General features: G+C 54.3%; 23 protein-coding genes and 1 tRNA gene. 17 read left to right on the top strand and 7 right to left on the bottom strand.

The genetic code is table 11. The annotated features are described in order from the left end of the window. Positions 1-106 precede the first annotated feature (106 nt). Positions 107-182 (top strand) — tRNA-Trp (locus RT120_RS17495). A 72-nt stretch (positions 183-254) separates the two neighbouring features. Here RT120_RS17495 and hdfR read toward each other — a convergent pair. Further along, positions 255-1,106 carry an HTH-type transcriptional regulator HdfR gene (gene hdfR, locus RT120_RS17490; protein ID WP_409515066.1) on the bottom strand — a complete coding sequence of 284 codons (852 nt, stop codon included), beginning with the start codon at positions 1,104-1,106 and terminating at the stop codon, positions 255-257. Between the two features lie 89 nt (positions 1,107-1,195). On the opposite strand from hdfR, the gene RT120_RS17485 reads away from it, so the two are divergent. Continuing rightward, a complete protein-coding gene (locus RT120_RS17485; protein ID WP_312984603.1) occupies positions 1,196-1,534 on the top strand; it encodes a DUF413 domain-containing protein in 339 nt (112 codons plus the stop codon). A 26-nt stretch (positions 1,535-1,560) separates the two neighbouring features. On the opposite strand, the gene RT120_RS17480 is transcribed toward RT120_RS17485, so the two are convergent. Beyond that, positions 1,561-3,081, bottom strand: coding sequence for a YifB family Mg chelatase-like AAA ATPase (locus RT120_RS17480; protein WP_312984602.1), 1,521 nt, complete (start codon positions 3,079-3,081; stop codon positions 1,561-1,563). 335 nt (positions 3,082-3,416) lie between these two features. Between RT120_RS17480 and ilvL the strand changes: the two genes are divergently transcribed. The 6 genes from ilvL (at position 3,417) to ilvA (ending at position 9,971) form a co-directional block, all read left to right on the top strand. Next, positions 3,417-3,515, top strand: coding sequence for an ilv operon leader peptide (gene ilvL, locus RT120_RS17475; protein WP_071530467.1), 99 nt, complete (start codon positions 3,417-3,419; stop codon positions 3,513-3,515). Between the two features lie 139 nt (positions 3,516-3,654). Further along, the gene (ilvG, locus tag RT120_RS17470) at positions 3,655-5,301 is read left to right on the top strand and encodes an acetolactate synthase 2 catalytic subunit (RefSeq protein ID WP_312984600.1); all 1,647 of its coding nucleotides are present in this window, start codon (positions 3,655-3,657) and stop codon (positions 5,299-5,301) included. After that, positions 5,298-5,567 carry an acetolactate synthase 2 small subunit gene (gene ilvM / locus RT120_RS17465; RefSeq protein WP_312984599.1) on the top strand — a complete coding sequence of 90 codons (270 nt, stop codon included), beginning with the start codon at positions 5,298-5,300 and terminating at the stop codon, positions 5,565-5,567. Before ilvG ends, ilvM begins: the two co-directional genes overlap by 4 nt. 16 nt (positions 5,568-5,583) lie before the next feature. Further along, positions 5,584-6,513 carry a branched-chain amino acid transaminase gene (locus RT120_RS17460; RefSeq protein WP_312984596.1) on the top strand — a complete coding sequence of 310 codons (930 nt, stop codon included), beginning with the start codon at positions 5,584-5,586 and terminating at the stop codon, positions 6,511-6,513. A gap of 60 nt (positions 6,514-6,573) precedes the next feature. Further along, entirely contained in the window at positions 6,574-8,424 is a 1,851-nt protein-coding gene (gene ilvD / locus RT120_RS17455) for a dihydroxy-acid dehydratase (RefSeq protein ID WP_312984594.1), read from the top strand. A 2-nt stretch (positions 8,425-8,426) separates the two neighbouring features. Continuing rightward, on the top strand, positions 8,427-9,971 hold the full coding sequence (gene ilvA, locus RT120_RS17450) for a threonine ammonia-lyase, biosynthetic (protein ID WP_312984592.1): 1,545 nt from the start codon (positions 8,427-8,429) through the stop codon (positions 9,969-9,971). Here ilvA and ilvY read toward each other — a convergent pair. Beyond that, the gene (gene ilvY / locus RT120_RS17445; protein WP_125295432.1) at positions 9,968-10,858 is read right to left on the bottom strand and encodes an HTH-type transcriptional activator IlvY; all 891 of its coding nucleotides are present in this window, start codon (positions 10,856-10,858) and stop codon (positions 9,968-9,970) included. The genes ilvA and ilvY overlap by 4 nt on opposite strands. 150 nt (positions 10,859-11,008) lie before the next feature. On the opposite strand from ilvY, the gene ilvC reads away from it, so the two are divergent. After that, entirely contained in the window at positions 11,009-12,484 is a 1,476-nt protein-coding gene (gene ilvC / locus RT120_RS17440; protein ID WP_312984590.1) for a ketol-acid reductoisomerase, read from the top strand. A gap of 47 nt (positions 12,485-12,531) precedes the next feature. On the opposite strand, the gene ppiC (RT120_RS17435) is transcribed toward ilvC, so the two are convergent. Further along, the gene (gene ppiC / locus RT120_RS17435; RefSeq protein ID WP_001140255.1) at positions 12,532-12,813 is read right to left on the bottom strand and encodes a peptidylprolyl isomerase PpiC; all 282 of its coding nucleotides are present in this window, start codon (positions 12,811-12,813) and stop codon (positions 12,532-12,534) included. 47 nt (positions 12,814-12,860) lie between these two features. Then, the gene (ppiC, locus tag RT120_RS17430; protein ID WP_125295434.1) at positions 12,861-13,142 is read right to left on the bottom strand and encodes a peptidylprolyl isomerase PpiC; all 282 of its coding nucleotides are present in this window, start codon (positions 13,140-13,142) and stop codon (positions 12,861-12,863) included. A gap of 121 nt (positions 13,143-13,263) precedes the next feature. Between ppiC (RT120_RS17430) and rep the strand changes: the two genes are divergently transcribed. Further along, positions 13,264-15,294 (top strand): DNA helicase Rep, encoded by a 2,031-nt coding sequence (gene rep, locus RT120_RS17425; RefSeq protein WP_312984588.1) that lies wholly within the window; start codon positions 13,264-13,266, stop codon positions 15,292-15,294. Between the two features lie 24 nt (positions 15,295-15,318). Here rep and gppA read toward each other — a convergent pair whose 3' ends face one another. Then, positions 15,319-16,803: a guanosine-5'-triphosphate,3'-diphosphate diphosphatase gene (gppA, locus tag RT120_RS17420; protein WP_312984586.1), complete on the bottom strand. Its 1,485-nt coding sequence runs from the start codon at positions 16,801-16,803 to the stop codon at positions 15,319-15,321. Positions 16,804-16,808: 5 nt separating this feature from the next. Further along, a complete protein-coding gene (gene rhlB, locus RT120_RS17415) occupies positions 16,809-18,077 on the bottom strand; it encodes an ATP-dependent RNA helicase RhlB (protein WP_312984585.1) in 1,269 nt (422 codons plus the stop codon). A gap of 118 nt (positions 18,078-18,195) precedes the next feature. Here rhlB and trxA point away from each other — a divergent pair, with 118 nt between their 5' ends. From trxA to rffG, 7 genes are all read left to right on the top strand, one after another. Continuing rightward, a complete protein-coding gene (gene trxA, locus RT120_RS17410) occupies positions 18,196-18,525 on the top strand; it encodes a thioredoxin TrxA (protein ID WP_002437994.1) in 330 nt (109 codons plus the stop codon). Between the two features lie 352 nt (positions 18,526-18,877). Further along, entirely contained in the window at positions 18,878-20,137 is a 1,260-nt protein-coding gene (rho, locus tag RT120_RS17405) for a transcription termination factor Rho (RefSeq protein WP_002437993.1), read from the top strand. 248 nt (positions 20,138-20,385) lie between these two features. After that, positions 20,386-21,489: a UDP-N-acetylglucosamine--undecaprenyl-phosphate N-acetylglucosaminephosphotransferase gene (gene wecA, locus RT120_RS17400; protein WP_312984583.1), complete on the top strand. Its 1,104-nt coding sequence runs from the start codon at positions 20,386-20,388 to the stop codon at positions 21,487-21,489. A gap of 13 nt (positions 21,490-21,502) precedes the next feature. Next, positions 21,503-22,549 (top strand): ECA polysaccharide chain length modulation protein, encoded by a 1,047-nt coding sequence (wzzE, locus tag RT120_RS17395; protein ID WP_312984580.1) that lies wholly within the window; start codon positions 21,503-21,505, stop codon positions 22,547-22,549. A 54-nt stretch (positions 22,550-22,603) separates the two neighbouring features. Further along, positions 22,604-23,734 carry a non-hydrolyzing UDP-N-acetylglucosamine 2-epimerase gene (wecB, locus tag RT120_RS17390; protein WP_312984578.1) on the top strand — a complete coding sequence of 377 codons (1,131 nt, stop codon included), beginning with the start codon at positions 22,604-22,606 and terminating at the stop codon, positions 23,732-23,734. Beyond that, the gene (wecC, locus tag RT120_RS17385) at positions 23,731-24,993 is read left to right on the top strand and encodes a UDP-N-acetyl-D-mannosamine dehydrogenase (protein WP_312984577.1); all 1,263 of its coding nucleotides are present in this window, start codon (positions 23,731-23,733) and stop codon (positions 24,991-24,993) included. The genes wecB and wecC overlap by 4 nt, the downstream gene beginning before the upstream one ends. Continuing rightward, positions 24,990-26,057 carry a dTDP-glucose 4,6-dehydratase gene (gene rffG / locus RT120_RS17380; RefSeq protein ID WP_312984575.1) on the top strand — a complete coding sequence of 356 codons (1,068 nt, stop codon included), beginning with the start codon at positions 24,990-24,992 and terminating at the stop codon, positions 26,055-26,057. The genes wecC and rffG overlap by 4 nt, the downstream gene beginning before the upstream one ends. The last annotated feature ends 4 nt before the right edge of the window (positions 26,058-26,061 follow it).

Genomic DNA, 26,061 nt, shown 5'->3' with positions numbered 1-26,061 from the left:
ACCTGCCTGTCACGCAGGGGGTCGCGGGTTCGAGTCCCGTCCGTTCCGCCACTTATTAAAAAAATTAAGCCTGCTAACTTAGCAGGCTTAATGATAAAAAGAATATAGGGGCGTAGCTCAGTTGGTAGAGCACCGGTCTCCAAAACCGGGTGTCGCGAGTTCGAGTCTCTCCGCCCCTGCCAGTAATAATCCTTAGCTTCGGCTAAGGATTTTTTTTGCTTTTTTTCCTTCCTTATAGATCACCTTTCGGCCAATCAGATAATGATTGGCGCTTTCAGCAGTTCTTTAATCCATTGTTGCTTATCGCTATTTTGCAGCCAGATCGCATAGAGCGGGCGGGAGAGCGTGGCGGAATCAGCCACCATAAAAAGATCGTTTTTATCCGCAGCCCATGCGGTAGGCAACCAGGTGCAACCGTTCAGTTGTGGCAGCATTTTACGGGTAATTTCAGCGGAACTGGTGGTCAGAAAGGGAATATCATCCTGGCTGATAAGACCTGTCTCGTGTTGTTGAAAATCAGGCCCCCATTCCAATCGTAAGTAACTCAATTCAGCGCGTTTTTTGTCGGGTGCTGAAGCAAAAAGGGCCAGAGCGAAATGCCCCAGTAGCTGGCTGGAAAACTCATCCATTTTCGGCGCTTCGGTGGTAATGAGGAGATCCAGTTGGCGTTCATGCAACTGTTTGACCAGCGACTGACGTTGCGCGATGCGAGCCTCAAACTGAAGATTGCTGTAAGTCCCGTACAGGCGCGTCAGCCAGTCTGTCAGTACGCATTCCCATAACGACGCGCTAGCTCCGATCGACAATTCGTTATGGCGGGTAGTGTGCGCGACTTCTTTCTTTGCCGCCTGCCAGGTGCTCATCAAATTCTCAGCATAGGGCAGTAATTTTTCACCCGCTGTGGTCAGCCGGATGTTGTTACGATGGCGGGTAAAAAGATTCACGCCCAACTGGTTCTCTAACTGACGGATACGAAAGCTAACTGCTGATTGCGTCAGGTAAAGCGCTTCCGCAGCACGCCCAAAATGGCGAGTTCTGCTGACTTCAAGGAAGGTTTTAAGCAAGTCAGTATCCACATCTCTCTCCGCAAAATTTTTTGTCGTTATGATTTAAATGTTTTGTTTGACGCTCTGTCAAGCGTAACTAATACTCCGCGCCATAAATAGCTCGGCCAAGAGAATTAGGAGCGTGTAGGATGGCGGAAAGCTTTACGACGACTAATCGATTTTTCGACAATAAATATTATCCGCGCGGGTTCTCTCGCCATGGTGATTTCACTATCAAAGAAGCGCAGTTGTTAGAACGTTGTGGCTATGCGTTCAATGAACTGGATTTAGGAAAACGCGAACCCACAAACGACGAAGAGAAACAGTTCGTCGCTGTTTGCCGGGGAGAGCGCGAGCCTGTAACGGAAGCTGAGCGTGTGTGGAGTAAATACATGACGCGTATCAAGCGCCCAAAACGTTTCCATACCCTGTCAGGCGGCAAGCCGCAGATGGAAGGCGTGGAAGACTACACTGAGAGCGATGATTAAAAAACAGGGGGCGATAAGCCCCTTTTTTACGCCAGCATCTTTTGTAGATGCACCAGCATCCTGTCGATAGCACGATAGGATAACGCTTCCATAATGTGCTCGCGGAGTATCCGTTCTGACCCAGCCATATCCGCAATCGTCCTGGCTACTCTTAATAACCTGAACCACGCGCGAGTTGAAAGGCCCAGCGCGGTTAAGATCCCTTCCATCCAGACCGCATCCTCACTGGATAATTCGCAAAAAGCGTTAATGTCAGGGTTATCCAATTGTGCATTCAACTTACCCTGGCGTTCATATTGTCGTTCCTGAACACGTTGTACCCTTGCACGTACCACAGCGCTGCTTTCTGTCGATAAATTCCGTTGGCTTAACATGCCTGGCAAAGGCAGCGGGATCTCCAGCGACATATCAAACCGGTCGAGAAACGGCCCGGAGAGCCGTCCCAGATAGCGTAAGGTTTGTTCCGGCGTGCAGCGATTATGATTGCCCTGATAATGCCCCGTTGGGCTGGGGTTCATGGCAGCAATGAGTTGAAAGCGTGCCGGATAGCTGACTTTGGCGCGTGTCCGTGAGATATGGATCATGCCGGACTCAATCGGTTCTCTCAGCGCATCCAGCACGCGTCGCTCAAACTCCGGTAATTCATCCAGAAAAAGCACGCCATTATGGGCCAGTGAAATTTCGCCGGGTAAGGGAATAGCGCCGCCGCCCACCATCGCTGTTAACGACGCGCTGTGATGAGGAGCCCGAAAGGGGCGTTGACGCCACTGTTGATAGATCGTCAACGGGTTAACCAGGCTATGGATTGCTGCGCTCTCCAGCGCCTCCCGATCGCTTAATATCGGCAGTAACCCATTAAGCCGACTGGCTAACATGGTTTTGCCCGTACCGGGCGGCCCGATAAACAGCAAGTTATGGCCGCCCGCTGCCGTAATTTCCAGCGCACGCTTTCCCTGCTGCTGACCCACTACCTCATTGAGATCGCCTGTTATTACCGGTACCGCAAGAGGTTCTCTACAGGGCGGCTCCAGTTCAGCTTTGCCCTCAAGAAAAGCGCACACCTGCTGTAAATGCTGGGCAATGAGACAGCCTTCTTCCTGAATTAGCCCTACTTCCTGCGAATTGTCTTTGGAGACGACGATCTTTCTCCCGCAGCGTAATGCTTCCATTGCGGCGCAGATTGCGCCGGGAACGCCTCTCAGAGCGCCTGTAAGCGCAAGCTCACCAACAAACTCGTAACACTCCAGATTTTGGGCAGTAAGCTGCTCAGACGCCGCCAGCAGCGCCACAGCGATAGGCAAATCATATCTCCCTCCTTGCTTAGGTAAATCCGCCGGTGCCAGGTTAATGGTGATTTTGCGTGCCGGGAAGGTGTACCCGCTGTTGATCAAAGCGCTACGAACGCGATCTCTGGCCTCCTTCACGGTGGTTTCAGGTAGCCCAACAATAGTGAGCCCGGGTAAGCCCTGGCTAATATGAACTTCGACTGTCACCAGCGGGGCGGTGACGCCTAACGCTGCACGTGTATAGATGACCGATAGCGACATAACTCCTCCAGTGAGGAGATTTTGTCAGTTTGCTCGCTACAGAAAAAACTGTGTTTGATGAATTTACGAGCGTCATTCCAGGCTTTGTATGCAGTTTTCATATTTGACATGGGAACCGGAAGAGAAGCCGCAAAATTAAAAGCGAGCCAAAAACCGTGAGAACTGCGTTATTCCTGAAAAAAAATCATTTCGGATTTTAACGTTAAAAAACAGCAGTTTCTTGAATATTTCATCCGAAAGCAAAAACGCTAACTGTAAAAATTTGTTGTATGTTGTTCCCGCTCTATGGTAACTCTTTAGGTATTCCTTCGATTACGATGTAAGAAATAACCAAAATGACAGCCCTTCTACGAGTGATTAGCCTAGTCGTGATTAGCGTGGTGGTGATTATTATCCCACCGTGCGGGGCTGCACTTGGAGAAAGAAAGGCTTAAAAATCAAGCCTGAATCAACGAGAACCCCCGCACCGAAAGGTCCGGGGGTTTTTTATTAGCTAAAGAATGGTGATGAGAGGTGAATGATGTGTTCTAGCATAAAATCCTGTTTGCCTCATTCTGTGACGGAAGATTAACTATGAATGGTGCTCAGTGGGTGGTACATGCTTTGCGGGCTCAGGGAGTGGACACGGTTTTCGGCTACCCTGGTGGTGCGATAATGCCCGTGTACGATGCGTTATATGACGGAGGCGTCGAGCATTTACTGTGCCGCCACGAGCAAGGTGCCGCCATGGCCGCTATTGGCTATGCGCGTTCGACCGGTAAAACAGGCGTTTGCATCGCCACCTCTGGCCCTGGTGCCACTAACTTGATCACCGGCTTAGCGGATGCGTTACTGGATTCCGTTCCCGTTGTCGCCATCACCGGGCAGGTTGCTTCCCCGCTGATCGGCACCGACGCGTTTCAGGAGGTGGATGTGCTGGGTCTTTCACTGGCATGCACCAAGCACAGCTTCCTTGTTGAATCCTTAGAAGAATTACCAGGCATCATCGCCGAAGCGTTTGAAGTTGCGAATTCAGGCCGTCCTGGTCCGGTTCTGGTTGATATCCCCAAAGACGTACAAATCGCCAGCGGCGATCTCGAGCCCTGCCTGGCGGCAGTAGAAGACACCTTTGAGATGCCCCATGCCGAGCTGGAACAGGCTCGCGCCATGCTGAACCAGGCGAAAAAGCCGATGGTCTATGTGGGCGGCGGTGTTGGGATGGCGCAGGCCGTTCCTGCGTTACGTGAATTTTTATCTGTCACCGCGATGCCGGCCACCGTCACGCTGAAAGGCCTCGGTGCAGTACCTGCCGATTATCCGGGCTATGTAGGAATGCTGGGCATGCACGGCACTAAAGCCGCCAACCTGGCGGTGCAGGAGTGCGACCTGCTGATTGCCGTGGGCGCGCGCTTCGATGACCGCGTGACCGGCAAACTGAACACCTTCGCGCCGCACGCGAAAGTGATCCATATGGATATCGATCCGGCAGAGATGAACAAACTGCGTCAGGCGCATGTCGCCTTGCAAGGTTCCCTGAATCACTTACTGCCTGCTTTACAAAAACCGTTAGCCATCGATGCCTGGCGCGAAGAAGTTAGCGCATTGCGTGCCGAACACGCCTGGCGTTACGACCATCCCGGCGAGGCGATCTATGCGCCGCTGCTGTTAAAACAGCTCTCCGAGCGTAAACCGTACGATTGCGTAGTGACCACCGACGTCGGTCAGCACCAGATGTGGGCCGCACAGCATATGTCCTTCAGCCGCCCGGAAAACTTCATCACCTCAAGTGGTTTGGGTACGATGGGATTTGGCTTGCCGGCAGCGGTCGGCGCGCAGGTGGCGCGTCCTGACGATATGGTGATCTGCGTGTCCGGTGACGGTTCATTCATGATGAACGTCCAGGAGCTGGGCACGGTGAAGCGAAAGCAGTTGCCGTTAAAAATCGTGTTACTGGACAACCAGCGTTTAGGCATGGTTCGCCAGTGGCAGCAGTTGTTCTTCGCCGAGCGCTACAGTGAAACCACCCTGACCGATAACCCCGATTTTTTAATGTTGGCCCGCGCCTTCGGCATCCCTGGCCAGCACATTACCCGCAAAGACCAGGTAGAAGCCGCGCTTAACGAAATGTTGACGAGCGAAGGGCCGTATCTGCTTCATGTCTCAATCGATGAACTGGAAAACGTCTGGCCGCTGGTACCACCGGGTGCCAGTAACTCACAAATGCTGGAGAAATTATCATGATGCAACATCAACTGGCGGTACAGGCGCGTTTTCGTCCAGAGACGCTGGAGCGCGTGCTCCGTGTGGTTCGCCATCGCGGTTTTGAAATCTGCTCAATGAACATGGCGACGGCAAGCAACGCCGAAAATATAAATATTGAATTGACCGTTGCCAGCCTTCGCCCTGTCGAATTACTGTTTAGTCAGCTTAGTAAGCTGGTCGATGTCGCTTATGTCGAGATCCAGCAAGAAACACATCACTCATTATCACAACAAATTCGCGCATAAGCGCAAAGGAAGAAAAATGACGACGAAGAAAGCTGATTATATCTGGTTCAACGGTGAGATGGTTCCGTGGGGCGAGGCGAAAGTTCACGTGATGTCTCATGCGCTGCACTATGGTACGTCAGTCTTTGAAGGCATCCGTTGCTACGACTCCCATAAAGGCCCGGTGGTTTTTCGTCATCGCGAGCACATGCAACGTCTGCGTGACTCCGCAAAAATTTATCGCTTTCCGGTCACGCAGAGCGTGGACGCGCTGATGGAAGCGTGCCGTCAGGTGATCCGTAAAAACAATCTGGTGAGCGCTTACATTCGTCCGCTGGTCTTTGTCGGCGATGTCGGTATGGGCGTGAACCCGCCTCCGGGATACACCACCGATGTGATTATCGCCGCGTTCCCGTGGGGCGCATACCTGGGTGCCGAAGCGCTGGAGCAGGGCATCGACGCCATGGTTTCTTCCTGGAACCGCGTTGCGCCGAACACCATCCCGACCGCCGCGAAAGCGGGCGGCAACTATCTTTCCTCCCTGCTGGTTGGCAGCGAAGCGCGCCGCCACGGTTATCAGGAAGGTATCGCACTGGATGTGAACGGTTATATCTCCGAAGGCGCAGGTGAAAACCTGTTTGAAGTAAAAGACGGCATTCTGTTCACTCCGCCGTTCACCTCTTCGGCGCTGCCGGGTATCACCCGTGATGCGATTATCAAGCTGGCGCAAGATTTGGGTATCGAAGTGCGCGAGCAGGTGCTGTCCCGTGAATCGCTGTACCTTGCCGATGAAGTCTTTATGTCTGGTACTGCCGCTGAAATCACCCCGGTGCGCAGCGTGGACGGCATCCAGGTCGGCGAAGGCCGCTGTGGCCCAGTCACCAAACGTATTCAGCAAGCATTCTTTGGCCTTTTCACCGGTGAAACCGAGGATAAATGGGGCTGGTTGGATCAGGTAAATTCATAATTAAAAATGGGACGGCTCGCACCGTCCCATTTAACAGATACAGATGGGAGTAACTAAAGCATGCCTAAGTACCGTTCCGCCACCACCACCCATGGCCGTAATATGGCGGGTGCCCGCGCATTATGGCGCGCCACCGGCATGACCGACGCCGACTTCGGCAAGCCGATTATCGCGGTGGTGAACTCTTTTACCCAGTTCGTGCCGGGCCATGTGCACCTGCGTGATTTGGGCAAACTGGTTGCCGAGCAAATCGAGGCCTCAGGCGGCGTAGCAAAAGAGTTTAATACCATTGCTGTGGATGATGGCATCGCCATGGGCCACGGCGGCATGCTTTATTCACTGCCGTCCCGCGAACTGATTGCCGACTCGGTGGAGTACATGGTGAATGCCCACTGCGCCGATGCCATGGTGTGCATTTCCAACTGCGACAAAATCACCCCAGGAATGTTGATGGCCTCGCTGCGCCTGAATATTCCGGTGATCTTCGTTTCAGGCGGGCCAATGGAAGCAGGCAAAACCAAGCTTTCTGACAAAATCATCAAACTGGACCTGGTTGACGCCATGATCCAGGGCGCGGACCCGACAGTCAGCAACGAACAAAGCGATCAGGTTGAACGCTCGGCGTGCCCGACCTGTGGCTCCTGCTCCGGGATGTTCACCGCTAACTCCATGAACTGCCTGACCGAAGCGCTGGGCCTGTCGCAGCCGGGCAACGGCTCGCTGCTGGCGACCCACTCCGATCGTAAAGAGCTGTTCCTGAACGCCGGTAAACGCATTGTTGAATTAACTAAACGCTATTACGAGCAGGACGATGCCCGCGCGCTGCCGCGCAATATCGCCAGCAAAGCCGCGTTTGAAAACGCCATGACGCTGGATATTGCCATGGGCGGCTCGACCAATACGGTATTGCACCTGTTGGCGGCGGCGCAGGAAGCCGAAATTGATTTCACCATGAGCGATATCGATAAGCTGTCGCGCCAGGTGCCGCAGCTGTGTAAGGTTGCGCCAAGCACCCAGAAATACCATATGGAAGATGTGCACCGCGCAGGCGGCGTGCTGGGGATCCTGGGCGAACTTGATCGCGCGAACTTGTTGAATCGCGACGTGTATAACGTGCTGGGGTTAACCCTGCCGGAAACGCTCGATCGTTACGACATCATGCTGACCAAAGACGATGCGGTGAAAAGTATGTTCTCCGCAGGCCCGGCGGGTATCCGCACCACGCAGGCGTTTTCCCAGTCCTGCCGTTGGGATTCGCTGGATGATGACCGCCAGAGGGGCTGTATCCGTTCGCTGGAGCATGCCTACAGCCAGGACGGCGGTCTGGCGGTGCTGTACGGCAACTTTGCTGAAAATGGCTGCATCGTGAAAACCGCAGGCGTGGACGACAGCATTCTCAAATTCACCGGCCCGGCAAAAGTCTATGAAAGCCAGGACGACGCGGTAGAAGCCATTCTTGGCGGCAAAGTGGTGGCGGGCGACGTGGTGGTTATCCGTTACGAAGGGCCGAAAGGCGGGCCGGGTATGCAGGAGATGCTCTATCCGACCACCTTCCTGAAATCCATGGGTCTTGGCAAAGCCTGCGCGCTGATCACCGACGGACGTTTCTCCGGCGGTACTTCCGGCCTGTCCATCGGCCACGTTTCGCCGGAAGCGGCAAGCGGCGGCGCGATCGGCCTGATTGAAGACGGTGATCTGATTGCCATCGACATCCCGAATCGCGATATCCAGTTGCAGGTCAGTGACCGCGATCTGGCAGCCCGTCGTGAAGCCCAGGAAGCGCGTGGCGAGCAGGCCTGGACGCCGCGTAACCGCGAACGTCAGGTTTCCTTCGCCCTGCGTGCTTATGCAAGCCTGGCCACCAGCGCGGATAAAGGCGCGGTGCGCGATAAATCGAAACTCGGGGGTTAATCATGGCCGATGTCCAACCCCTGCCTGCCGCCCCCTGTGGGGCGGAGTATCTACGCGCGGTGCTGCGTTCGCCGGTATATGAAGTGGCGCAGGTTACCCCGCTGCAAAAAATGGAAAAACTGTCATCCCGCCTCGGCAACGTAATTCTGGTGAAGCGGGAAGATCGCCAGCCGGTTCACAGCTTTAAGCTGCGCGGCGCTTACGCCATGATGGCGAATCTTTCCGACGAGCAAAAATCTCGCGGCGTGGTCACGGCATCTGCCGGCAACCATGCCCAGGGTGTCGCGCTCTCTTCGTCACGCCTCGGACTGAAATCGCTGATTGTGATGCCGGTCAGCACGGCGGATATCAAAGTAGACGCGGTACGCGGCTTCGGCGGTGAAGTGCTGCTGCACGGTGCGAACTTCGACGAAGCCAAAGCCAAAGCGATTGAGCTCTCCACCCAGCAGGGCTTCACCTATGTGCCGCCGTTCGACCATCCGGCAGTCATCGCCGGGCAGGGCACGCTGGCGCTGGAACTGCTTCAGCAGGATGCGCATATCGACCGGGTATTTGTTCCGGTGGGCGGCGGTGGTCTGGCGGCGGGCGTAGCGGTGTTGATCAAACAGCTGATGCCGCAGATCAAAGTGATCGCCGTAGAAGCAGAAGATTCCGCCTGCCTGAAAGCGGCGCTGGATGCCGGTAAGCCGGTAGATTTACTGCGCGTTGGGCTGTTTGCCGAAGGCGTGGCGGTTAAGCGCATCGGCGATGAAACCTTCCGTGTCTGCCAGGAGTACCTGGATGACATCGTGACGGTAGACAGCGATGCGATTTGCGCGGCGATGAAAGATCTGTTTGAGGACGTGCGCGCCGTGGCGGAGCCGTCTGGCGCGCTGGCGCTGGCAGGCATGAAAAAGTATATCCAGCAGCACAATATTCACGGCGAGCGTCTGGCGCACGTGTTGTCTGGCGCGAACGTTAACTTCCACGGGCTGCGCTACGTTTCCGAGCGTTGCGAGTTGGGCGAACAGCGTGAAGCGCTGCTGGCGGTCACTATCCCGGAAGAGAAAGGCAGCTTCCTCAAGTTTTGTCAGCTGCTGGGCGGCCGTTCGGTTACGGAATTTAACTACCGTTTCGCGGATGCCAGAGACGCCTGCATTTTCGTGGGCGTGCGGCTGAGCCGTGGCATGGAAGAGCGCAAAGAGATCCTCAGCATGCTGGCCGACGGTGGCTACGCTGTGGTGGATCTGTCTGATGACGAAATGGCGAAACTGCACGTGCGCTATATGGTTGGTGGACGGCCTTCGCGCCCGCTCCACGAGCGGCTGTACAGTTTCGAATTCCCGGAATCGCCGGGCGCGCTGCTGAAGTTTTTACAAACCCTCGGCACCCACTGGAATATTTCGCTGTTCCACTACCGCAGCCACGGCACCGACTATGGCCGCGTGCTGGCCGCGTTTGAGCTGGGCGATCACGAACCGGATTTCGAGACCCGACTCAATGAGCTGGGTTACGACTGTCATGATGAGTCAAATAACCCGGCGTTCCGCTTCTTCCTGGCGGGTTAGTGGTTCGGCAATAACGTCCAGAACGCATCAATAAGCGGCTCATGCAGCCGCTTTTTTTGTGCGCAAACGCCAAGCTCAAACGGCGTTTTCTCATCGCTGCGCTCTAAAATCATCACGCGGTTACGCACCGGCTCCGGGCTGTTTTCCAGCACCACTTCCGGCAGCAACGCCACGCCGCAGCCGAGCGCCACCATGGACACCATCGCTTCGTGCCCACCGACGGTGGCATATATCGACGGATTGCTGATTTTCTGGCGGCGGAACCATAACTCGATGCGGCGGCGCACCGGCCCCTGATCGGCCATGATAAACGGCACCGTCGACCAGTCGGGGTCATCTACTGAGACCTGATTGCGTACCGGGCAGGGCAGCGCCGGGGCGATCAGCACCACCGCCAGATTTTCCAGCATCGAGAACGCCACCGCGCCGGGCAGCGTTTCCGGCTTGCCCGCAATCGCCAGATCCGCTTCGCCCGTGACCACTTTTTCCATCGCGTCGGCGGCATCGCCGGTGGTGAGCTTAATTTCTACCGACGGATGCTCGGCGCGAAACCGGTCAAGGATCGGCGGCAGATGGCTGTAAGCGGCGGTGACGGAGCAAAAAATATGCAATTCGCCCGAGAGCGACGGCCCCTGCTGATCGATGGTGTGGCGCAGTTGCTGATACTGCAACAGCGTTTGCTGGGCGAAAACGCGCAGCGATTCTCCGGCTTCGGTTAACGTCACCGTGCGGTTGTCGCGCACAAACAGCGCCTGGCCGAGATCCTCTTCCAGCCGCTGGATCTGCCGGGAGAGTGTGGAGGGGCTGACGTGCATCGCCCGCGCGCTACGGCCAAAATGGCGGCTTTCCGCCAGATGCAGGAAGGTTTTAAGATCGCGTAAATCCACAGGCGGCACTCCCGGTTTGATGTTGCAGAAATTGCAATGTGACGTTGTGAATATATCAATTTCCGCAATAAATTTCCTGTTGTAATGTGGGTACATTCTCGCTCGACAGCGAACCGAACAATAAGCATCACAACACGACGAGGTTTCATCATGGCTAATTATTTCAACACACTGAACCTGCGCCAGCAGCTGGCGCAACTGGGTAAATGTCGCTTTATGGGCCGCGACGAATTTGCCGATGGCGCAAGCTATCTTCAGGGTAAAAAAGTGGTCATCGTCGGTTGTGGCGCGCAGGGCCTGAACCAGGGCCTGAACATGCGCGACTCCGGTCTGGATATCTCTTATGCCTTGCGTAAAGAAGCCATCGCGGAAAAACGCGCCTCCTGGCGTAAAGCCACCGAAAACGGTTTTACCGTGGGCACTTATGAAGAGCTGATCCCGCAGGCGGACCTGGTGGTTAACCTGACGCCGGACAAACAGCACTCCGACGTGGTGCGTTCCGTTCAGCCGCTGATGAAAGACGGCGCGGCACTGGGCTACTCTCACGGTTTCAACATCGTTGAAGTAGGCGAACAGATCCGTAAAGACATCACCGTGGTAATGGTTGCGCCGAAGTGTCCTGGCACCGAAGTGCGTGAAGAGTACAAACGTGGTTTTGGCGTACCGACCCTGATCGCCGTTCACCCGGAAAACGATCCGAAAGGTGAAGGCATGGCGATTGCTAAAGCCTGGGCTGCGGCCACCGGCGGTCACCGTGCGGGCGTGCTGGAATCTTCTTTCGTTGCGGAAGTGAAATCTGACCTGATGGGCGAGCAGACCATTCTGTGCGGTATGTTGCAAGCCGGTTCTCTGCTGTGCTTCGACAAGCTGGTGGAAGAAGGCGCTGACCCGGCTTACGCGGAAAAATTGATTCAATTCGGCTGGGAAACCATCACCGAAGCGCTGAAGCAGGGCGGTATCACCCTGATGATGGATCGCCTGTCTAACCCGGCGAAACTGCGCGCTTATGCGCTGTCTGAGCAGTTGAAAGAGATCATGGCGCCGCTGTTTCAGAAACACATGGACGACATCATCTCCGGCGAGTTCTCCTCCGGCATGATGGCGGACTGGGCCAACGACGATAAAAACCTGCTGACCTGGCGTGAAGAGACCGGCAAAACCGCCTTCGAAACCGCGCCGCAGTATGAAGGCAAAATCAGCGAGCAAGAGTACTTCGATAAAGGCGTACTGATGATCGCGATGGTAAAAGCGGGCGTTGAACTGGCGTTCGAAACCATGGTGGATTCCGGCATCATCGAAGAGTCTGCATACTATGAATCACTGCACGAGCTGCCGCTGATCGCGAACACCATCGCCCGTAAGCGCCTGTATGAAATGAACGTGGTTATCTCCGATACCGCCGAGTACGGTAACTACCTGTTCTCTTACGCCTGCGTACCGTTGCTGAAAGAGTTTATGACCACGCTGCAACCGGGCGACCTGGGCAAAGCGGTAGAAGGCAGTGCGGTGGATAACGCGCAGCTGCGTGACGTGAACGACGCGATCCGCAGCCATGCGATTGAAGCGGTAGGCCAGAAACTGCGTGGTTATATGACGGATATGAAACGCATCGCTGTCGCAGGATAATCTCCGTTACGACAAAAAAACCCGGTGAATTTCACCGGGTTTTTTTATTAGTTACGGTACAGCACCTTAATGATGTGGTAACCGAACTGGGTGTGCAGCGGGCCGGTTGGTTCCAACACCGGGCAGGAGAACACCACTTTATCGAATGCCGGCACCATCTGGCCCTGGCGGAATTCGCCTAAGTGGCCGCCTTTTTTGCCTGACGGGCAAATGGAGTGCTTCTTCGCCAGCTTCTCGAAATCGCCGCCGTTTTTAATCTGCTCCAGAAGATCCAGAGCCAGTTTTTCTTCTTTAACCAGAATGTGCAGTGCTGCCGCTGTTTTAGCCATGTGGGTGCCTTAATTCATAGGGATTACGGCGGCTATAGTAGCGATCCTTAATGGCGATACAACACCTTAATGATGTGATAGCCGAATTTAGTTTTTACTGGTCCGAAAGGTTTTAACAGTGGGCAACTAAACACCGCCTGGTCAAAAGGGGCGACCATCGCACCTTTGCTGAACTCGCCCAGATTGCCGCCGTTGCGCCCGGATGGGCAACTGGAGTAGCGTTTTGCCAGGGTATCAAAACTGACACCGCGCTCGAGTTTTTGCATGATCTCCAGCGCCAGCTTTTCGGTCTTGACGAGGATATGCAGGGCCGCTGCGGTTCTTGCCATCATTAATCTCCGGGAAGTCATTCGCTTGCCTTCACTTTACCATTCCCTCACCGGATTGCCGTTAATTCCTCGTTCCGCTTTTGCTACAATCCCTCCCCCGTTCGAAGATTGAGCAACCATCATGCGTTTAAACCCCGGTCAACAACACGCTGTCGAATTCGTCACCGGCCCCTGCCTGGTGCTGGCGGGCGCTGGCTCCGGTAAGACGCGCGTGATCACCAATAAAATCGCCCACCTGATCCGCAGCTGCGGCTACCAGGCAAAACATATCGCGGCGGTGACCTTTACCAATAAGGCAGCGCGCGAGATGAAAGAGCGCGTGGCGCAAACCCTCGGGCGCAAAGAGGCGCGCGGCCTGATGATCTCGACGTTCCATACCCTTGGGCTTGATATTATCAAACGCGAATACAAAGCTTTAGGCATGAAGGCCAATTTCTCGCTGTTCGACGACACCGATCAGCTGGCGCTCATCAAGGAACTCACCGACGGATTGGTGGAGAACGATAAATCCCTGTACCAGCAACTGCTGTCTACCATTTCGAACTGGAAAAACGACCTGCTGAACCCGGCCCAGGCGGCGGCGCAGGCCAAAGGCGAGCGTGACCGCATTTTTGCCCATTGCTATAGCCTGTATGACGCCCATCTCAAAGCCTGTAACGTCCTTGATTTTGACGACCTGATCCTGCTGCCGACGCTGCTTTTACAGCGCAATGAAGAAGTACGCGAGCGCTGGCAGAACCGCATCCGCTATTTGCTGGTGGATGAGTATCAGGATACCAACACCAGCCAGTATGAAATGGTGAAACTGCTGGTGGGCGCGCGGGCGCGGTTTACCGTGGTGGGTGATGACGATCAGTCCATCTACTCCTGGCGCGGCGCGCGACCACAAAACCTGGTGTTGCTCAGTAAAGATTTTCCGGCGTTGCAGGTGATTAAGCTGGAGCAGAACTACCGCTCATCAGGGCGCATCCTGAAGGCAGCGAATATCCTGATTGCCAATAACCCGCACGTATTCGAAAAGAAGCTGTTTTCTGAACTGGGTTATGGCACTGAGTTAAAAGTGCTTTCTGCGAATCATGAAGAACATGAAGCGGAGCGGGTGGCGGGTGAACTTATTGCCCATCACTTCATCAATAAAACCCAGTACAAGGATTATGCCATCCTCTATCGGGGTAACCACCAGTCGCGGGTGTTTGAAAAACTGCTGATGCAAAACCGCATTCCGTATCGCATCTCTGGCGGGACGTCGTTCTTCTCGCGCCCGGAGATTAAGGATTTACTGGCCTATCTGCGAATACTCACTAACCCGGACGACGACAGCGCGTTTATGCGGATTGTGAATACGCCGCGCCGGGAAATCGGCCCTGCCACGCTGCAAAAACTGGGCGAATGGGCTAACCAGCGCAACAAGAGCCTGTTCACCGCCAGCTTCGATATGGGGCTGAGCCAGACCCTCACCGGGCGCGGCTATGAATCCTTAACCCGCTTTACCCACTGGCTGGGCGATGTAGCCCGCCTGGCGGAACGCGAGCCGGTGGCGGCGGTGCGCGATCTGATCCACGGGATTGATTACGAATCCTGGCTTTACGAGACCTCACCGAGCCAGAAAGCCGCGGAAATGCGCATGAAAAACGTTAACCAGCTGTTTAGCTGGATGACTGAAATGCTGGAAGGCTCGGAGCTTGAGGAGCCGATGACGCTTACTCAGGTTGTCACCCGTTTCACGTTGCGCGACATGATGGAACGCGGTGAAAGCGAAGAAGATCTCGATCAGGTCCAGTTGATGACCCTGCACGCCTCAAAGGGTCTGGAATTCCCTTATGTTTTCCTGGTTGGCATGGAAGAGGGCCTGTTGCCGCATCAGAGCAGCATTGATGAAGATAACGTCGATGAGGAGCGCCGGCTCGCCTACGTAGGGATCACCCGCGCCCAGAAAGAGCTGACGTTTACCCTGTGCAAAGAGCGCCGCCAGTACGGGGAATTAGTGCGCCCGGAACCAAGCCGCTTCCTGCTGGAATTGCCGCAGGACGATGTGCTTTGGGAGCAGGAACGTAAGGTGGTTTCACCTCAGGAGCGGATGCAGAAAGGACAGGGGCATCTGGCGAATTTGAAGGCGATGATGGCAAAGGCGCGAGGCGAGAACAATACGTAAGCGCCCGGAAAAGGGCGCAGACGATTAATGAATGTCTAACGGCCAGTGAACGTAACTCTGCCAGAGCTGTTCCTGCTCCAGCGATTCGGCGGCAAGCGGATGGCTGGATAACCAGTTTTCCGGCAGGGTGAGGGTGAGCGTATCGCCCTTTGCCGACAAATCTACCGTCGGCAGCGTATCGTCGCGACGGCGGCTGGCGAACATAATCGACAGCCGCAGCAGACGGCACAGCTGCTCGGCCACACGCGGCGGCACGGCGTTTTGCTGGTGCAAAGAAGAAAGATCTACCGGGCTGGTTTGATTCAACAGCAGGGTGGACAGCAGCTTTTTCTGGGCGGGGGTGAAGCCGGGTAAATCAAGGTTGCTCACCAGCCACGCGGCGTGCAGCGGTGCCTGTTTGAAATCGACGCTTAAACCAATTTCATGCAGTTGCGCCGCAGCATATAGCATCGCTTTGCTGAGTTCATCCAGTTGCCAGGCGTTCGCCGTCTGGGCGATAAACTTTTCTGCCAGATGCGATACGCGCTGTGCCTGTTCGGTATCTACTAAAAACCGGCGCTGAATATTACGCAGCGTGCGGCTACGAATATCCTGATCCACCGACAAATGCAGCATGCCGTAGACCAGCCCTTCGCGCAGCGCACCGCCCGCCAGCGTCATGCACTCAATCTTCAGTTCTTTAAAGATGGCGATCAGAATGGCGAGGCCGCTGGGGAATACCAGCGCGCGCTCCAGCGTCAGTCCTTCGATTTCCAGCTCTTCCAGGCGGCCACAATGAATAGCGCGCTGTTTCAACTGTTCGAGCTTGGCAAGCGTGATGCGTTCGTCCATGCCCTGCGCCATCATAATTTCCTGTAGCGCCTGTACGGTGCCGGATGCGCCGACGCAGGTTTGCCAGCCGTGTTTTTGCAGCTCGCCGATAACCGGTTGTAACACCGCGCTGGCAGCGTGCTGTGCAGCATCGAAGTTTTCTTTGGTCAGGCTACGATCGGTGAAAAAACGCTCAAGCCAGGTCACGCACCCCATCGACAGGCTAAACAGCGAGGTTGCCTGCGCGCCGGTGCCGGTCACCAGTTCGGTACTGGCACCGCCAATATCCACCACCAGACGACGATCTGCGCCACCCGTGGTATGCGCCACGCCCTGATAAATCAACCGCGCTTCTTCTTCACCGCTGATCACCTGAACCGGGCAGCCTAAAATTTGCTGTGCTTTTTCGATGAATTCGGCGGAGTTGACCGCGAGCCGCAACGTGGCGGTGGCGACGGCGCGTACCTGGAGGGAAGGGATATCCTGCAAACGTTCAGCGAACAGCCGCAGGCATTGCCAGCCGCGTTCCATTGCTTCTTGCGAGAGAGTGTTGTCACTGCTTAAGCCCGCCGCGAGACGGACTTTGCGTTTGATGCGCGTCAGGGTCTGGATACTTCCCGCCACCTCACGCACGACCAGCATATGAAAACTATTCGAACCGAGATCAATGGCTGCATACAGCGAGGCGGCGGATGGCATCTCTGTTAACCTGTGCGGCGACGGTTTCGGGGCGCGCCACCGGTGCGACGCGGGCCATTGCCGGAACGAACGCGGGTAAGGCGTTTCGGCGGCGGCAGCTGGCTCAGTAGCGCATCAGGGTTATATTTGCTGACCGGAATCGAGTGGCTGATATAGCTTTCAATTGCCGGAAGGTTCAACGCGTACTCTTCACAGGCCAGGCTGATGGAGTGCCCGCTGGCGCCTGCACGCCCGGTACGGCCAATGCGGTGAACGTAATCTTCGCAGTCGTCCGGCAGGTCGTAGTTGAACACATGCGTTACCGCTGGGATGTGTAAACCACGAGCCGCAACGTCGGTCGCAACCAGAATATCCAGATCGCCACGGGTAAATTCTTCAAGAATACGCAGACGTTTTTTCTGCGCTACGTCGCCGGTTAACAAACCGACGCGATGACCGTCGGCGGCAAGATGGCCCCAAATATCTTCACAACGATGTTTGGTATTGGCGAAAATAATCGCGCGGTCTGGCCACTCTTCTTCAATCAGCGTTTGCAGCAGACGCATCTTTTCTTCGTTGGACGGATAGAAAAGTTCTTCTTTAATGCGGTGGCCGGTTTTCTGTTCCGGTTCGACTTCCACATATTCCGCGTTGTTCATCTGCTCGAAAGCCAGTTCACGCACGCGGTAAGAAAGGGTGGCGGAAAACAGCATATTCAGACGCTGGGTCACCGGCGGCATGCGACGGAACAACCAACGAATGTCTTTAATAAAGCCGAGATCGTACATGCGATCCGCTTCATCAAGCACCACGACCTGGATTGCACCCAGATTAATGTGGTTCTGTTTGGCGTAGTCGATTAAACGACCGGTGGTGCCGATCAGGATATCAACGCCGCTTTCCAGCACTTTAAGCTGTTTATCGTAACCGTCGCCGCCGTAGGCCAGGCCGATTTTCAGGCCGGTGGACTGCGCGAGCGGTTCTGCATCAGAGTGAATCTGGACGGCGAGTTCGCGCGTCGGCGCCATAATAATCGCGCGCGGCTGATTCACCTGGCGGTTTTCGATCGCCGGGTTAGAAAGGAGATAATGAAACGTTGACGTTAAAAACGCCATCGTTTTGCCGGTACCGGTTTGCGCCTGTCCTGCAACATCACGTCCCGCCAGCGTCAGGGGAAGTGCGAGTGCCTGAATCGGAGTGCAATTATGAAAGCCTTTCTTTTCAAGGGCTTCAATCACCGCAGGGTGCAGGGCGAAGTCGGCAAACTTCTGTTCTGTTAAATGTGTTTTGCTCATAGTGTGGTAGAATATCAGCTAACTATTGCTTTACGAAAGCGTATCCGGTGAAATAAAGTCAACCTAATGTTGGTTAATGCTACACCAACACGCCAGGCCTAATCTTGTGGAGTAAAACATGAGCGATAAAATTATTCACCTGACCGATGACAGTTTTGACACGGATGTACTTAAAGCGGACGGGTTGATTCTTGTTGATTTCTGGGCAGAGTGGTGCGGCCCTTGTAAAATGATTGCGCCGATTCTGGATGAAATCGCTGATGAATATCAGGGCAAATTGACCATTGCCAAGCTAAACATTGACCAAAACCCAGGCACGGCACCGAAATACGGTATCCGCGGTATCCCAACCCTGTTGCTGTTTAAAAACGGCGAAGTGGCTGCGACTAAAGTGGGTGCGTTGTCTAAAGGTCAGCTGAAAGAGTTTCTGGACGCTAACCTGGCGTAATTGCCTCTTAGCCGGCGCGTGCACGGTCTGGAAAATTTTCGGACCGCTGGACGCCCGGCGATAGTCGTGCTAAGTTGTTTATCAACTGCTGTTTGAACTTGCCTTATAGTTTAAATCTTGTAATACCCAATACTTCCCGGCGCTGAAAGACAAACTTCTTTTAAGCACGCGTGAAGTGATTATTATCCGGGCTCATCATTCATTCCGTCTTGTCGTTTCAGTTCTGCGTTCTTTCCTGCAACCAGGCCACGAACAGACATGAGATGAAGGCCGTTAACAGGCATGGATGTTCCTGCCATACCATTCACAACATTAAGTTCGAGATTTACCCCGAGTTTAAGAACCCACCATTATGAATCTTACCGAATTAAAGAATACGCCGGTTTCTGAGCTGATTACTCTCGGCGAAAATATGGGGCTGGAAAACCTGGCCCGTATGCGCAAACAGGACATTATTTTCGCCATCCTGAAGCAACACGCTAAGAGTGGCGAAGATATCTTTGGCGACGGTGTGCTGGAGATATTGCAGGACGGGTTTGGTTTCCTCCGTTCCGCAGACAGCTCCTACCTTGCCGGCCCCGATGACATCTACGTTTCTCCCAGCCAAATCCGCCGTTTCAACCTCCGCACAGGGGATACCATCTCCGGTAAGATTCGTCCGCCGAAAGAAGGTGAGCGTTACTTTGCGCTGCTGAAAGTTAACGAAGTCAACTACGACAAACCTGAAAACGCCCGCAACAAAATCCTGTTCGAAAACCTTACCCCGCTGCACGCGAACTCCCGTTTGCGTATGGAGCGCGGCAACGGTTCAACCGAGGATTTAACCGCGCGCGTACTGGATTTGGCATCGCCGATTGGTCGTGGTCAGCGTGGCCTGATTGTGGCACCGCCGAAAGCCGGTAAAACCATGCTGCTGCAGAACATCGCCCAGAGCATCGCCTACAACCATCCAGACTGCGTGCTGATGGTGCTGCTGATTGACGAACGTCCCGAAGAAGTCACCGAGATGCAGCGTCTGGTGAAAGGCGAAGTGGTTGCGTCAACCTTTGACGAACCGGCTTCCCGCCACGTGCAGGTTGCGGAAATGGTTATCGAGAAGGCCAAGCGCCTGGTTGAGCACAAGAAAGACGTGATCATTCTGCTCGACTCTATTACCCGTCTGGCGCGTGCCTACAACACCGTGGTACCGGCTTCCGGTAAAGTGTTGACCGGTGGTGTGGACGCCAACGCCCTGCATCGTCCGAAGCGTTTCTTCGGTGCCGCGCGTAACGTGGAAGAGGGCGGTAGCCTGACCATCATCGCGACCGCGCTGATCGATACCGGCTCCAAAATGGACGAAGTTATCTACGAAGAATTTAAAGGTACAGGCAACATGGAACTGCACCTGTCTCGTAAGATTGCTGAAAAACGCGTGTTCCCGGCGATTGATTACAACCGCTCCGGTACCCGTAAAGAAGAGCTGCTCACCACTCAGGAAGAGCTGCAGAAAATGTGGATCCTGCGCAAGATTATTCACCCGATGGGCGAAATCGACGCGATGGAATTCCTCATTAATAAGCTGGCCATGACGAAGACCAACGATGATTTCTTCGACATGATGAAGCGCTCTTAAGTTGTAAAAACTCGGGGAACGCCACGCTTTGTCGTGGCGTTTTTCATTATAGTTTTTGGGATACGGAATTTTCCTCTTGCTCCAGGGTTTTTTCCCTGCCAAGGTCGCGTGACTTCTGTGAGTTGGCTATCTTTATCTTGCTGAATAATAAATAGTCCCATTCAAGGATGATGCATAACCGCCCTTCTGAAGCAATGACTTCGCGGTTATACTTCCAACGGACTTATCTTTTGCAGAGAGCGCACACTGTGAATTTAATCACCTCGGGTGCCGAGCTAATCGGTATCTTTTTATTCACAACCATTTTTCTTTTTTTCGCCCGTAAAGTGGCTAAAAAAATTGGATTGGTGGATAAGCCCAATTTCCGCAAACGCCATCAAGGATTAATTCCTCTGGTCGGCGGCATTTCCGTCTTTGCAGGCATCTGCTTTACTTTTGCGATTGCTGACTACTATATCCCCCATGCCATGTTGTACTTGTCGTGCGCCGGGGTACTGGTGCTGGTGGGCGCGCTGGACGATCGTTTCGATATCAGTGTCAAAATCCGTGCGTTAATTCAGGCGATAATCGCTGTCGTTATGATGTGGTTTGGCGGGTTGTACATGAGCAGCCTGGGCTATATTTTCGGCTCCTGGGAGATGGTGCTCGGTCCGTTCGGCTATTTCCTGACGCTGTTTGCGGTATGGGCCGCTATCAACGCGTTCAATATGGTGGATGGCATCGACGGGCTGCTCGGCGGCCTCTCCTGCGTGTCGTTTGCCGCCATGGGGCTGATTTTGTGGTTCGATGGGCAGCTCAGCCTGGCCATGTGGTGCTTCGCCATGATCGCGGCCATTCTGCCGTATATTCTGTCAAATCTCGGCGTACTGGGCCGCCGCTATAAAGTGTTCATGGGTGATGCAGGTAGTACGTTGATTGGTTTTACCGTCATCTGGATCCTGCTGGAAACCACCCAGGGCGTTACCCATCCGATTAGCCCGGTTACCGCGTTATGGATTATCGCGATCCCGTTAATGGATATGGTCGCGATTATGTATCGCCGCTTACGTCGTGGCATGAGCCCTTTCTCCCCTGATCGCCAGCATATTCATCATCTGATCATGCGGGCTGGTTTTACTTCCCGACAAGCCTTTGTACTGATTACGCTGGCAGCTGCGCTGCTGGCGGGAATCGGCGTTGCTTCTGAATACGCACATTTCATTCCTGAATGGGTGATGTTGGCATTGTTCTTGCTAGCATTTTTCCTGTACGGGTACTGTATTAAGCGAGCGTGGAAAGTCGCGCGTCTGATCAAGCGCATCAAGCGCCGTATGCGCAGAAATAACGATAACAACCCGACATTAACCAAATGAAGCTGGGGAAGTGATGAAAGAGCAATTGCCAGGCATGCAACACGGGATGGTTGAAAATGAACTGGACGTGCGCGGTTTGTTCCGCACGTTCTGGGCAGGCAAAATCTGGATCGTTGGTTTTGCCGCGCTGTTTATTCTCGGCGCGCTGGTGTACACCATTTTTGCTCGCCAGGAGTGGAGTGCAACGGCTATTACCGATCGGCCCACGGTGAATATGTTGGGCAGCTACTACTCTCAGCAACAGTTCCTGCGCAACCTGGACGTGAAAACAAATCCCAACGGCGTTGAGCAGCCTTCAGTCATGGATGATGCATATAAAGAATTCATCATGCAGTTATCTGCCTGGGATACCCGCCGTGATTTTTGGCTGCAAACGGATTATTACCAGCAGCGTAAAGCCGGAAACAGCAAAGTTGATGCGGCGCTGCTTGATGAACTGATCGGCAATATCCAGTTCACCGCAGGGGATTTCACCCGCAACGTGAATGACAGCGTTAAGCTGATCGCGGAAACCGCGCCGGACGCTAATAACCTGCTACGCCAGTACGTGGCGTTTGCCAGCGAGCGCGCCGCCAGCCACTTAAATGACGAGCTGAAAGGTGCCTGGGCCGCGCGGACCATCCAGATGAAAGCGCAGGTAAAACGCCAGGAAGCCGTGGCCAAATCCATCTTTAGCCGCAAAGTGCAAAGTGTGCAGGAGGCGTTAAAAATCGCCCAACAACACAATATCTCCACCAGCGAAACGCAGGTCCCGGCGGAAGAATTACCCGATTCTGAACTGTTTATGCTGGGCCGTCCGATGTTGCAGGCACGCCTTGAGAATCTGCAGGCGGTCGGGCCTTCTTTTGATATCAGCTATGACCAAAATCGGGCGATGCTCACGACGCTGAATGTCGGTCCATCGCTCGATCCCCGTTTTCAGACCTATCGTTATTTGAGAACGCCTGAAGAACCGGTGAAGCGCGACAGTCCGCGCAGAGCATTCCTGATGATTATGTGGGGTGCTGTCGGCGCGCTCATTGGTGCGGGTGTTGCCCTGGCCCGTCGTCGTCCCGTATAAGCATTTTTCAATGCGCGCAAGCCTGCGCGCAGGATTAAACAGAAGAGAAGCGTTGTGAAAGTATTAACCGTTTTTGGCACGCGTCCTGAAGCTATCAAGATGGCACCTCTGGTACATGCGCTGGCAAAAGACCCGTATTTCGATGCCAGGGTCTGTGTAACCGCACAGCACCGGGAGATGCTGGATCAGGTACTGCATTTGTTTTCTATCGTACCGGATTACGATCTCAACATTATGAAACCGGGGCAGGGATTAACGGAGATAACCTGTCGGATACTTGAAGGATTAAAGCCAGTCCTTGAAGAATTTAAACCTGATGTGGTGTTAGTCCATGGCGACACCACGACGACCGTGGCCGCCAGCCTTGCTGCGTTTTATCAACGCATTCCGGTTGGACATGTTGAGGCGGGTTTACGCACGGGTGATCTGTCTTCACCGTGGCCGGAAGAGGCAAACCGAACGCTGACTGGCCATCTTGCGATGTACCACTTTGCGCCCACAAAGAATTCACGTACCAACCTGTTACGCGAAAATATACCGGACGAACGCATTTTTGTTACCGGCAATACGGTAATCGACGCGTTGATTTCGGTGCGTGATTCTCTCCTTAGCGATGAGTCACGCCAACGCGAGCTCGCCTCTCGTTATCCTTTTTTGCGCGACGATAAAAAATTAATTCTGGTCACAGGGCACCGCCGTGAAAGTTTTGGTCAGGGGTTTGAGCATATTTGCCAGGCGCTGGCGGATATTGCTCGCGAAAATCAGGATGTACAGATTGTCTATCCGGTACATCTCAATCCGAATGTCAGCGAGCCGGTAAACCGTATTCTTGGCCAGGTCGAGAATGTCATTTTGATTGAACCGCAGGATTACCTGCCATTTGTATGGTTAATGAATCGCGCGTGGCTGATTTTGACGGATTCAGGCGGAATTCAGGAAGAGGCACCTTCATTGGGTAAACCCGTGTTAGTGATGCGTGAAACCACTGAACGACCAGAAGCGATCGAAGCAGGAACGGTACGTCTGGTGGGCACCGATAGTGCGCGCATTGTCGCTGAGGTATCTCAGCTACTTAATGACGATACGGAATACCAGGCGATGAGCCGGGCTCATAATCCTTATGGCGATGGAAAAGCCTGCGCTCGCATTTTGCAAGCGTTAAAGAATAATCGGATCACACTATGAGTTTTTCTACTATTTCAGTGATTGGACTGGGATATATCGGTTTACCGACTGCTGCCGCTTTTGCATCGCGCAAGACGCGGGTCATAGGGGTTGATATCAATCCTCGTGCGGTTGAGACGATTAACCGAGGTGAAATTCATATTGTTGAACCGGAGCTCGGCAGTGTAGTGAAAGCTGCCGTTGAAAACGGATTTCTAAGCGCAACTACGCAGCCTGTTGAAGCGGATGCTTTTTTGATTGCTGTGCCGACGCCGTTTAAACGAGAACACCAGCCCGATATGCAATATGTTCAGGCCGCTGTGGAGTCTATCGCGCCGGTATTGCGTAAAGGCAACCTGGTGATCCTGGAGTCTACCTCTCCCGTTGGCACTACCGAACAAATGGCGCAGTGGCTGGCGGCGTTACGCCCGGATCTCAGCTTCCCCCAGCAGGCCGGTGATGATGCCGATATCAACATCGCCTATTGCCCGGAGCGAGTGCTGCCGGGCCAGGTGATGGTCGAGCTGATTAAAAATGACCGCGTCGTCGGTGGGATGACGGCGGTATGTTCTGCGCGCGCCAGTGAACTGTATTGCATCTTCCTGGAGGGCGAGTGTGTGGTAACTAACGCCCGCACCGCTGAAATGTGCAAACTTACTGAAAACAGCTTCCGCGATGTAAATATCGCTTTTGCCAATGAGCTGTCGCTGATTTGCGCCGATCAAGACATCAACGTATGGGAACTGATTCGCCTGGCGAACCGCCATCCGCGCGTCAATATTTTGCAACCTGGCCCAGGCGTAGGTGGACACTGTATCGCGGTCGACCCGTGGTTTATCGTGGCGCAGAATCCGCAGCAGGCGCGTCTTATCCGCATCGCCCGTGAAGTGAACGATTACAAACCGCGCTGGGTGCTTGAGCGCGTTAAAGCGACCGTCGCCGATTGCCTTAACGCCAGCGGCAAGCGCGCCAGCGAACTGAAAGTCGCCTGTTTTGGCCTGGCATTTAAACCCAATATTGATGATTTGCGCGAAAGCCCGGCGATGGAAATCGCTCATCAAATCGCCCAGTGGAACAGCGGCGAAACGCTGGTGGTGGAGCCCAATATTCATGCGTTGCCCGAAAGCCTTGCGCCGCACTGTAAGCTGGTCACGATTGACGATGCGCTGGCGCAGGCTGATGTGCTGGTCATGCTGGTCGATCATGCGTCGTTTAAAGCTATTGAGGGCAGCGCCGTGCAGCAGGCATGGATTGTCGATACCAAAGGGGTATGGCGATGAAACGTATTCTGGTTACCGGCGGCGCGGGGTTTATTGGTTCTGCGGTGGTCAGACATATCATTAATGACACCGCCGACAGTGTGGTTGTCGTGGATAAGCTGACGTACGCCGGCAACCTTGCCTCGCTTGCGCCGGTTGCCGACAACCCGCGCTTTGCTTTTGAAAAAGTGGATATTGTCGACAGAGCCGAGCTGGATCGGGTATTCACAACCTGGCGGCCGGATATCGTTATGCATCTGGCGGCGGAAAGCCATGTTGATCGGTCAATCGACGGGCCTGCTGCCTTTATCGAAACCAATATTGTCGGAACCTATACGCTGCTTGAAGCCGCCCGCGCCTGGTGCAACTCACTGGATGCGCCAGGTAAAGCGCGCTTTCGTTTCCATCACATCTCCACTGATGAGGTGTATGGCGACCTTCACAGCAGCGATGACTTTTTTACCGAGACCACGGCTTACGCTCCCAGCAGCCCCTATTCTGCGACGAAGGCGGGCAGCGATCATTTGGTTCGTGCCTGGCAGCGCACCTACGGATTGCCTACGCTGATGACGAATTGCTCTAACAATTACGGGCCCTATCATTTCCCGGAAAAACTGATCCCGCTGATGATACTGAACGGGCTGGCAGGAAAGCCGCTGCCGGTTTATGGCGATGGGCAGCAAATCCGCGACTGGTTATACGTTGAGGACCATGCTCGTGCGCTCTACCTGGTGGCTACCCAGGGGGCAATTGGCGAAACATGGAATATTGGCGGGCATAACGAACGTAAAAATATCGATGTGGTGACTGCCATTTGCGATCTGCTTGAAGAGCTGGTCCCTCAAAAACCGCAAGGTATTGCGCAGTACCGCAACCTTATTAGCTGGGTGGCGGACCGCCCCGGCCACGATCTGCGTTACGCCATTGACGCCAGCAAAATCGAGCGTGAGCTGGGCTGGCGTCCACAGGAATCATTTGAGAGCGGTATTCGTAAAACGGTGCAGTGGTATTTGCAGAATCCGGCCTGGTGGCAGCAAGTATTAGACGGAAGTTATCAGGGCGAGCGCCTGGGTCTTCAGCGTTAATTAT

The sequence above is a fragment of the Atlantibacter sp. genome (assembly GCF_032062175.1).
Taxonomy (GTDB): domain Bacteria; phylum Pseudomonadota; class Gammaproteobacteria; order Enterobacterales; family Enterobacteriaceae; genus Atlantibacter.
The sequence above is the reverse complement of the archived record's forward strand: the minus strand, read 5'-3'. Positions and strand labels throughout refer to the sequence as shown.

What these genes read in the sequence shown, in the direction of transcription:
- ilvD (WP_312984594.1), top strand. Translation starts at nt 6,574, where the DNA reads ATGCCTAAGTACCGTTCCGCCACCACCACCCATGGCCGTAATATGGCG.
- rho (WP_002437993.1), top strand. Translation starts at nt 18,878, where the DNA reads ATGAATCTTACCGAATTAAAGAATACGCCGGTTTCTGAGCTGATTACT.
- ilvM (WP_312984599.1), top strand. Translation starts at nt 5,298, where the DNA reads ATGATGCAACATCAACTGGCGGTACAGGCGCGTTTTCGTCCAGAGACG.
- wzzE (WP_312984580.1), top strand. Translation starts at nt 21,503, where the DNA reads ATGAAAGAGCAATTGCCAGGCATGCAACACGGGATGGTTGAAAATGAA.
- ppiC (WP_001140255.1), bottom strand. Translation starts at nt 12,813, where the DNA reads ATGGCTAAAACAGCGGCAGCACTGCACATTCTGGTTAAAGAAGAAAAA.
- ilvC (WP_312984590.1), top strand. Translation starts at nt 11,009, where the DNA reads ATGGCTAATTATTTCAACACACTGAACCTGCGCCAGCAGCTGGCGCAA.
- ilvA (WP_312984592.1), top strand. Translation starts at nt 8,427, where the DNA reads ATGGCCGATGTCCAACCCCTGCCTGCCGCCCCCTGTGGGGCGGAGTAT.
- trxA (WP_002437994.1), top strand. Translation starts at nt 18,196, where the DNA reads ATGAGCGATAAAATTATTCACCTGACCGATGACAGTTTTGACACGGAT.
- RT120_RS17485 (WP_312984603.1), top strand. Translation starts at nt 1,196, where the DNA reads ATGGCGGAAAGCTTTACGACGACTAATCGATTTTTCGACAATAAATAT.
- ppiC (WP_125295434.1), bottom strand. Translation starts at nt 13,142, where the DNA reads ATGGCAAGAACCGCAGCGGCCCTGCATATCCTCGTCAAGACCGAAAAG.
- RT120_RS17480 (WP_312984602.1), bottom strand. Translation starts at nt 3,081, where the DNA reads ATGTCGCTATCGGTCATCTATACACGTGCAGCGTTAGGCGTCACCGCC.
- ilvL (WP_071530467.1), top strand. Translation starts at nt 3,417, where the DNA reads ATGACAGCCCTTCTACGAGTGATTAGCCTAGTCGTGATTAGCGTGGTG.
- gppA (WP_312984586.1), bottom strand. Translation starts at nt 16,803, where the DNA reads ATGCCATCCGCCGCCTCGCTGTATGCAGCCATTGATCTCGGTTCGAAT.
- rhlB (WP_312984585.1), bottom strand. Translation starts at nt 18,077, where the DNA reads ATGAGCAAAACACATTTAACAGAACAGAAGTTTGCCGACTTCGCCCTG.
- wecC (WP_312984577.1), top strand. Translation starts at nt 23,731, where the DNA reads ATGAGTTTTTCTACTATTTCAGTGATTGGACTGGGATATATCGGTTTA.
- rffG (WP_312984575.1), top strand. Translation starts at nt 24,990, where the DNA reads ATGAAACGTATTCTGGTTACCGGCGGCGCGGGGTTTATTGGTTCTGCG.
- ilvG (WP_312984600.1), top strand. Translation starts at nt 3,655, where the DNA reads ATGAATGGTGCTCAGTGGGTGGTACATGCTTTGCGGGCTCAGGGAGTG.
- rep (WP_312984588.1), top strand. Translation starts at nt 13,264, where the DNA reads ATGCGTTTAAACCCCGGTCAACAACACGCTGTCGAATTCGTCACCGGC.
- RT120_RS17460 (WP_312984596.1), top strand. Translation starts at nt 5,584, where the DNA reads ATGACGACGAAGAAAGCTGATTATATCTGGTTCAACGGTGAGATGGTT.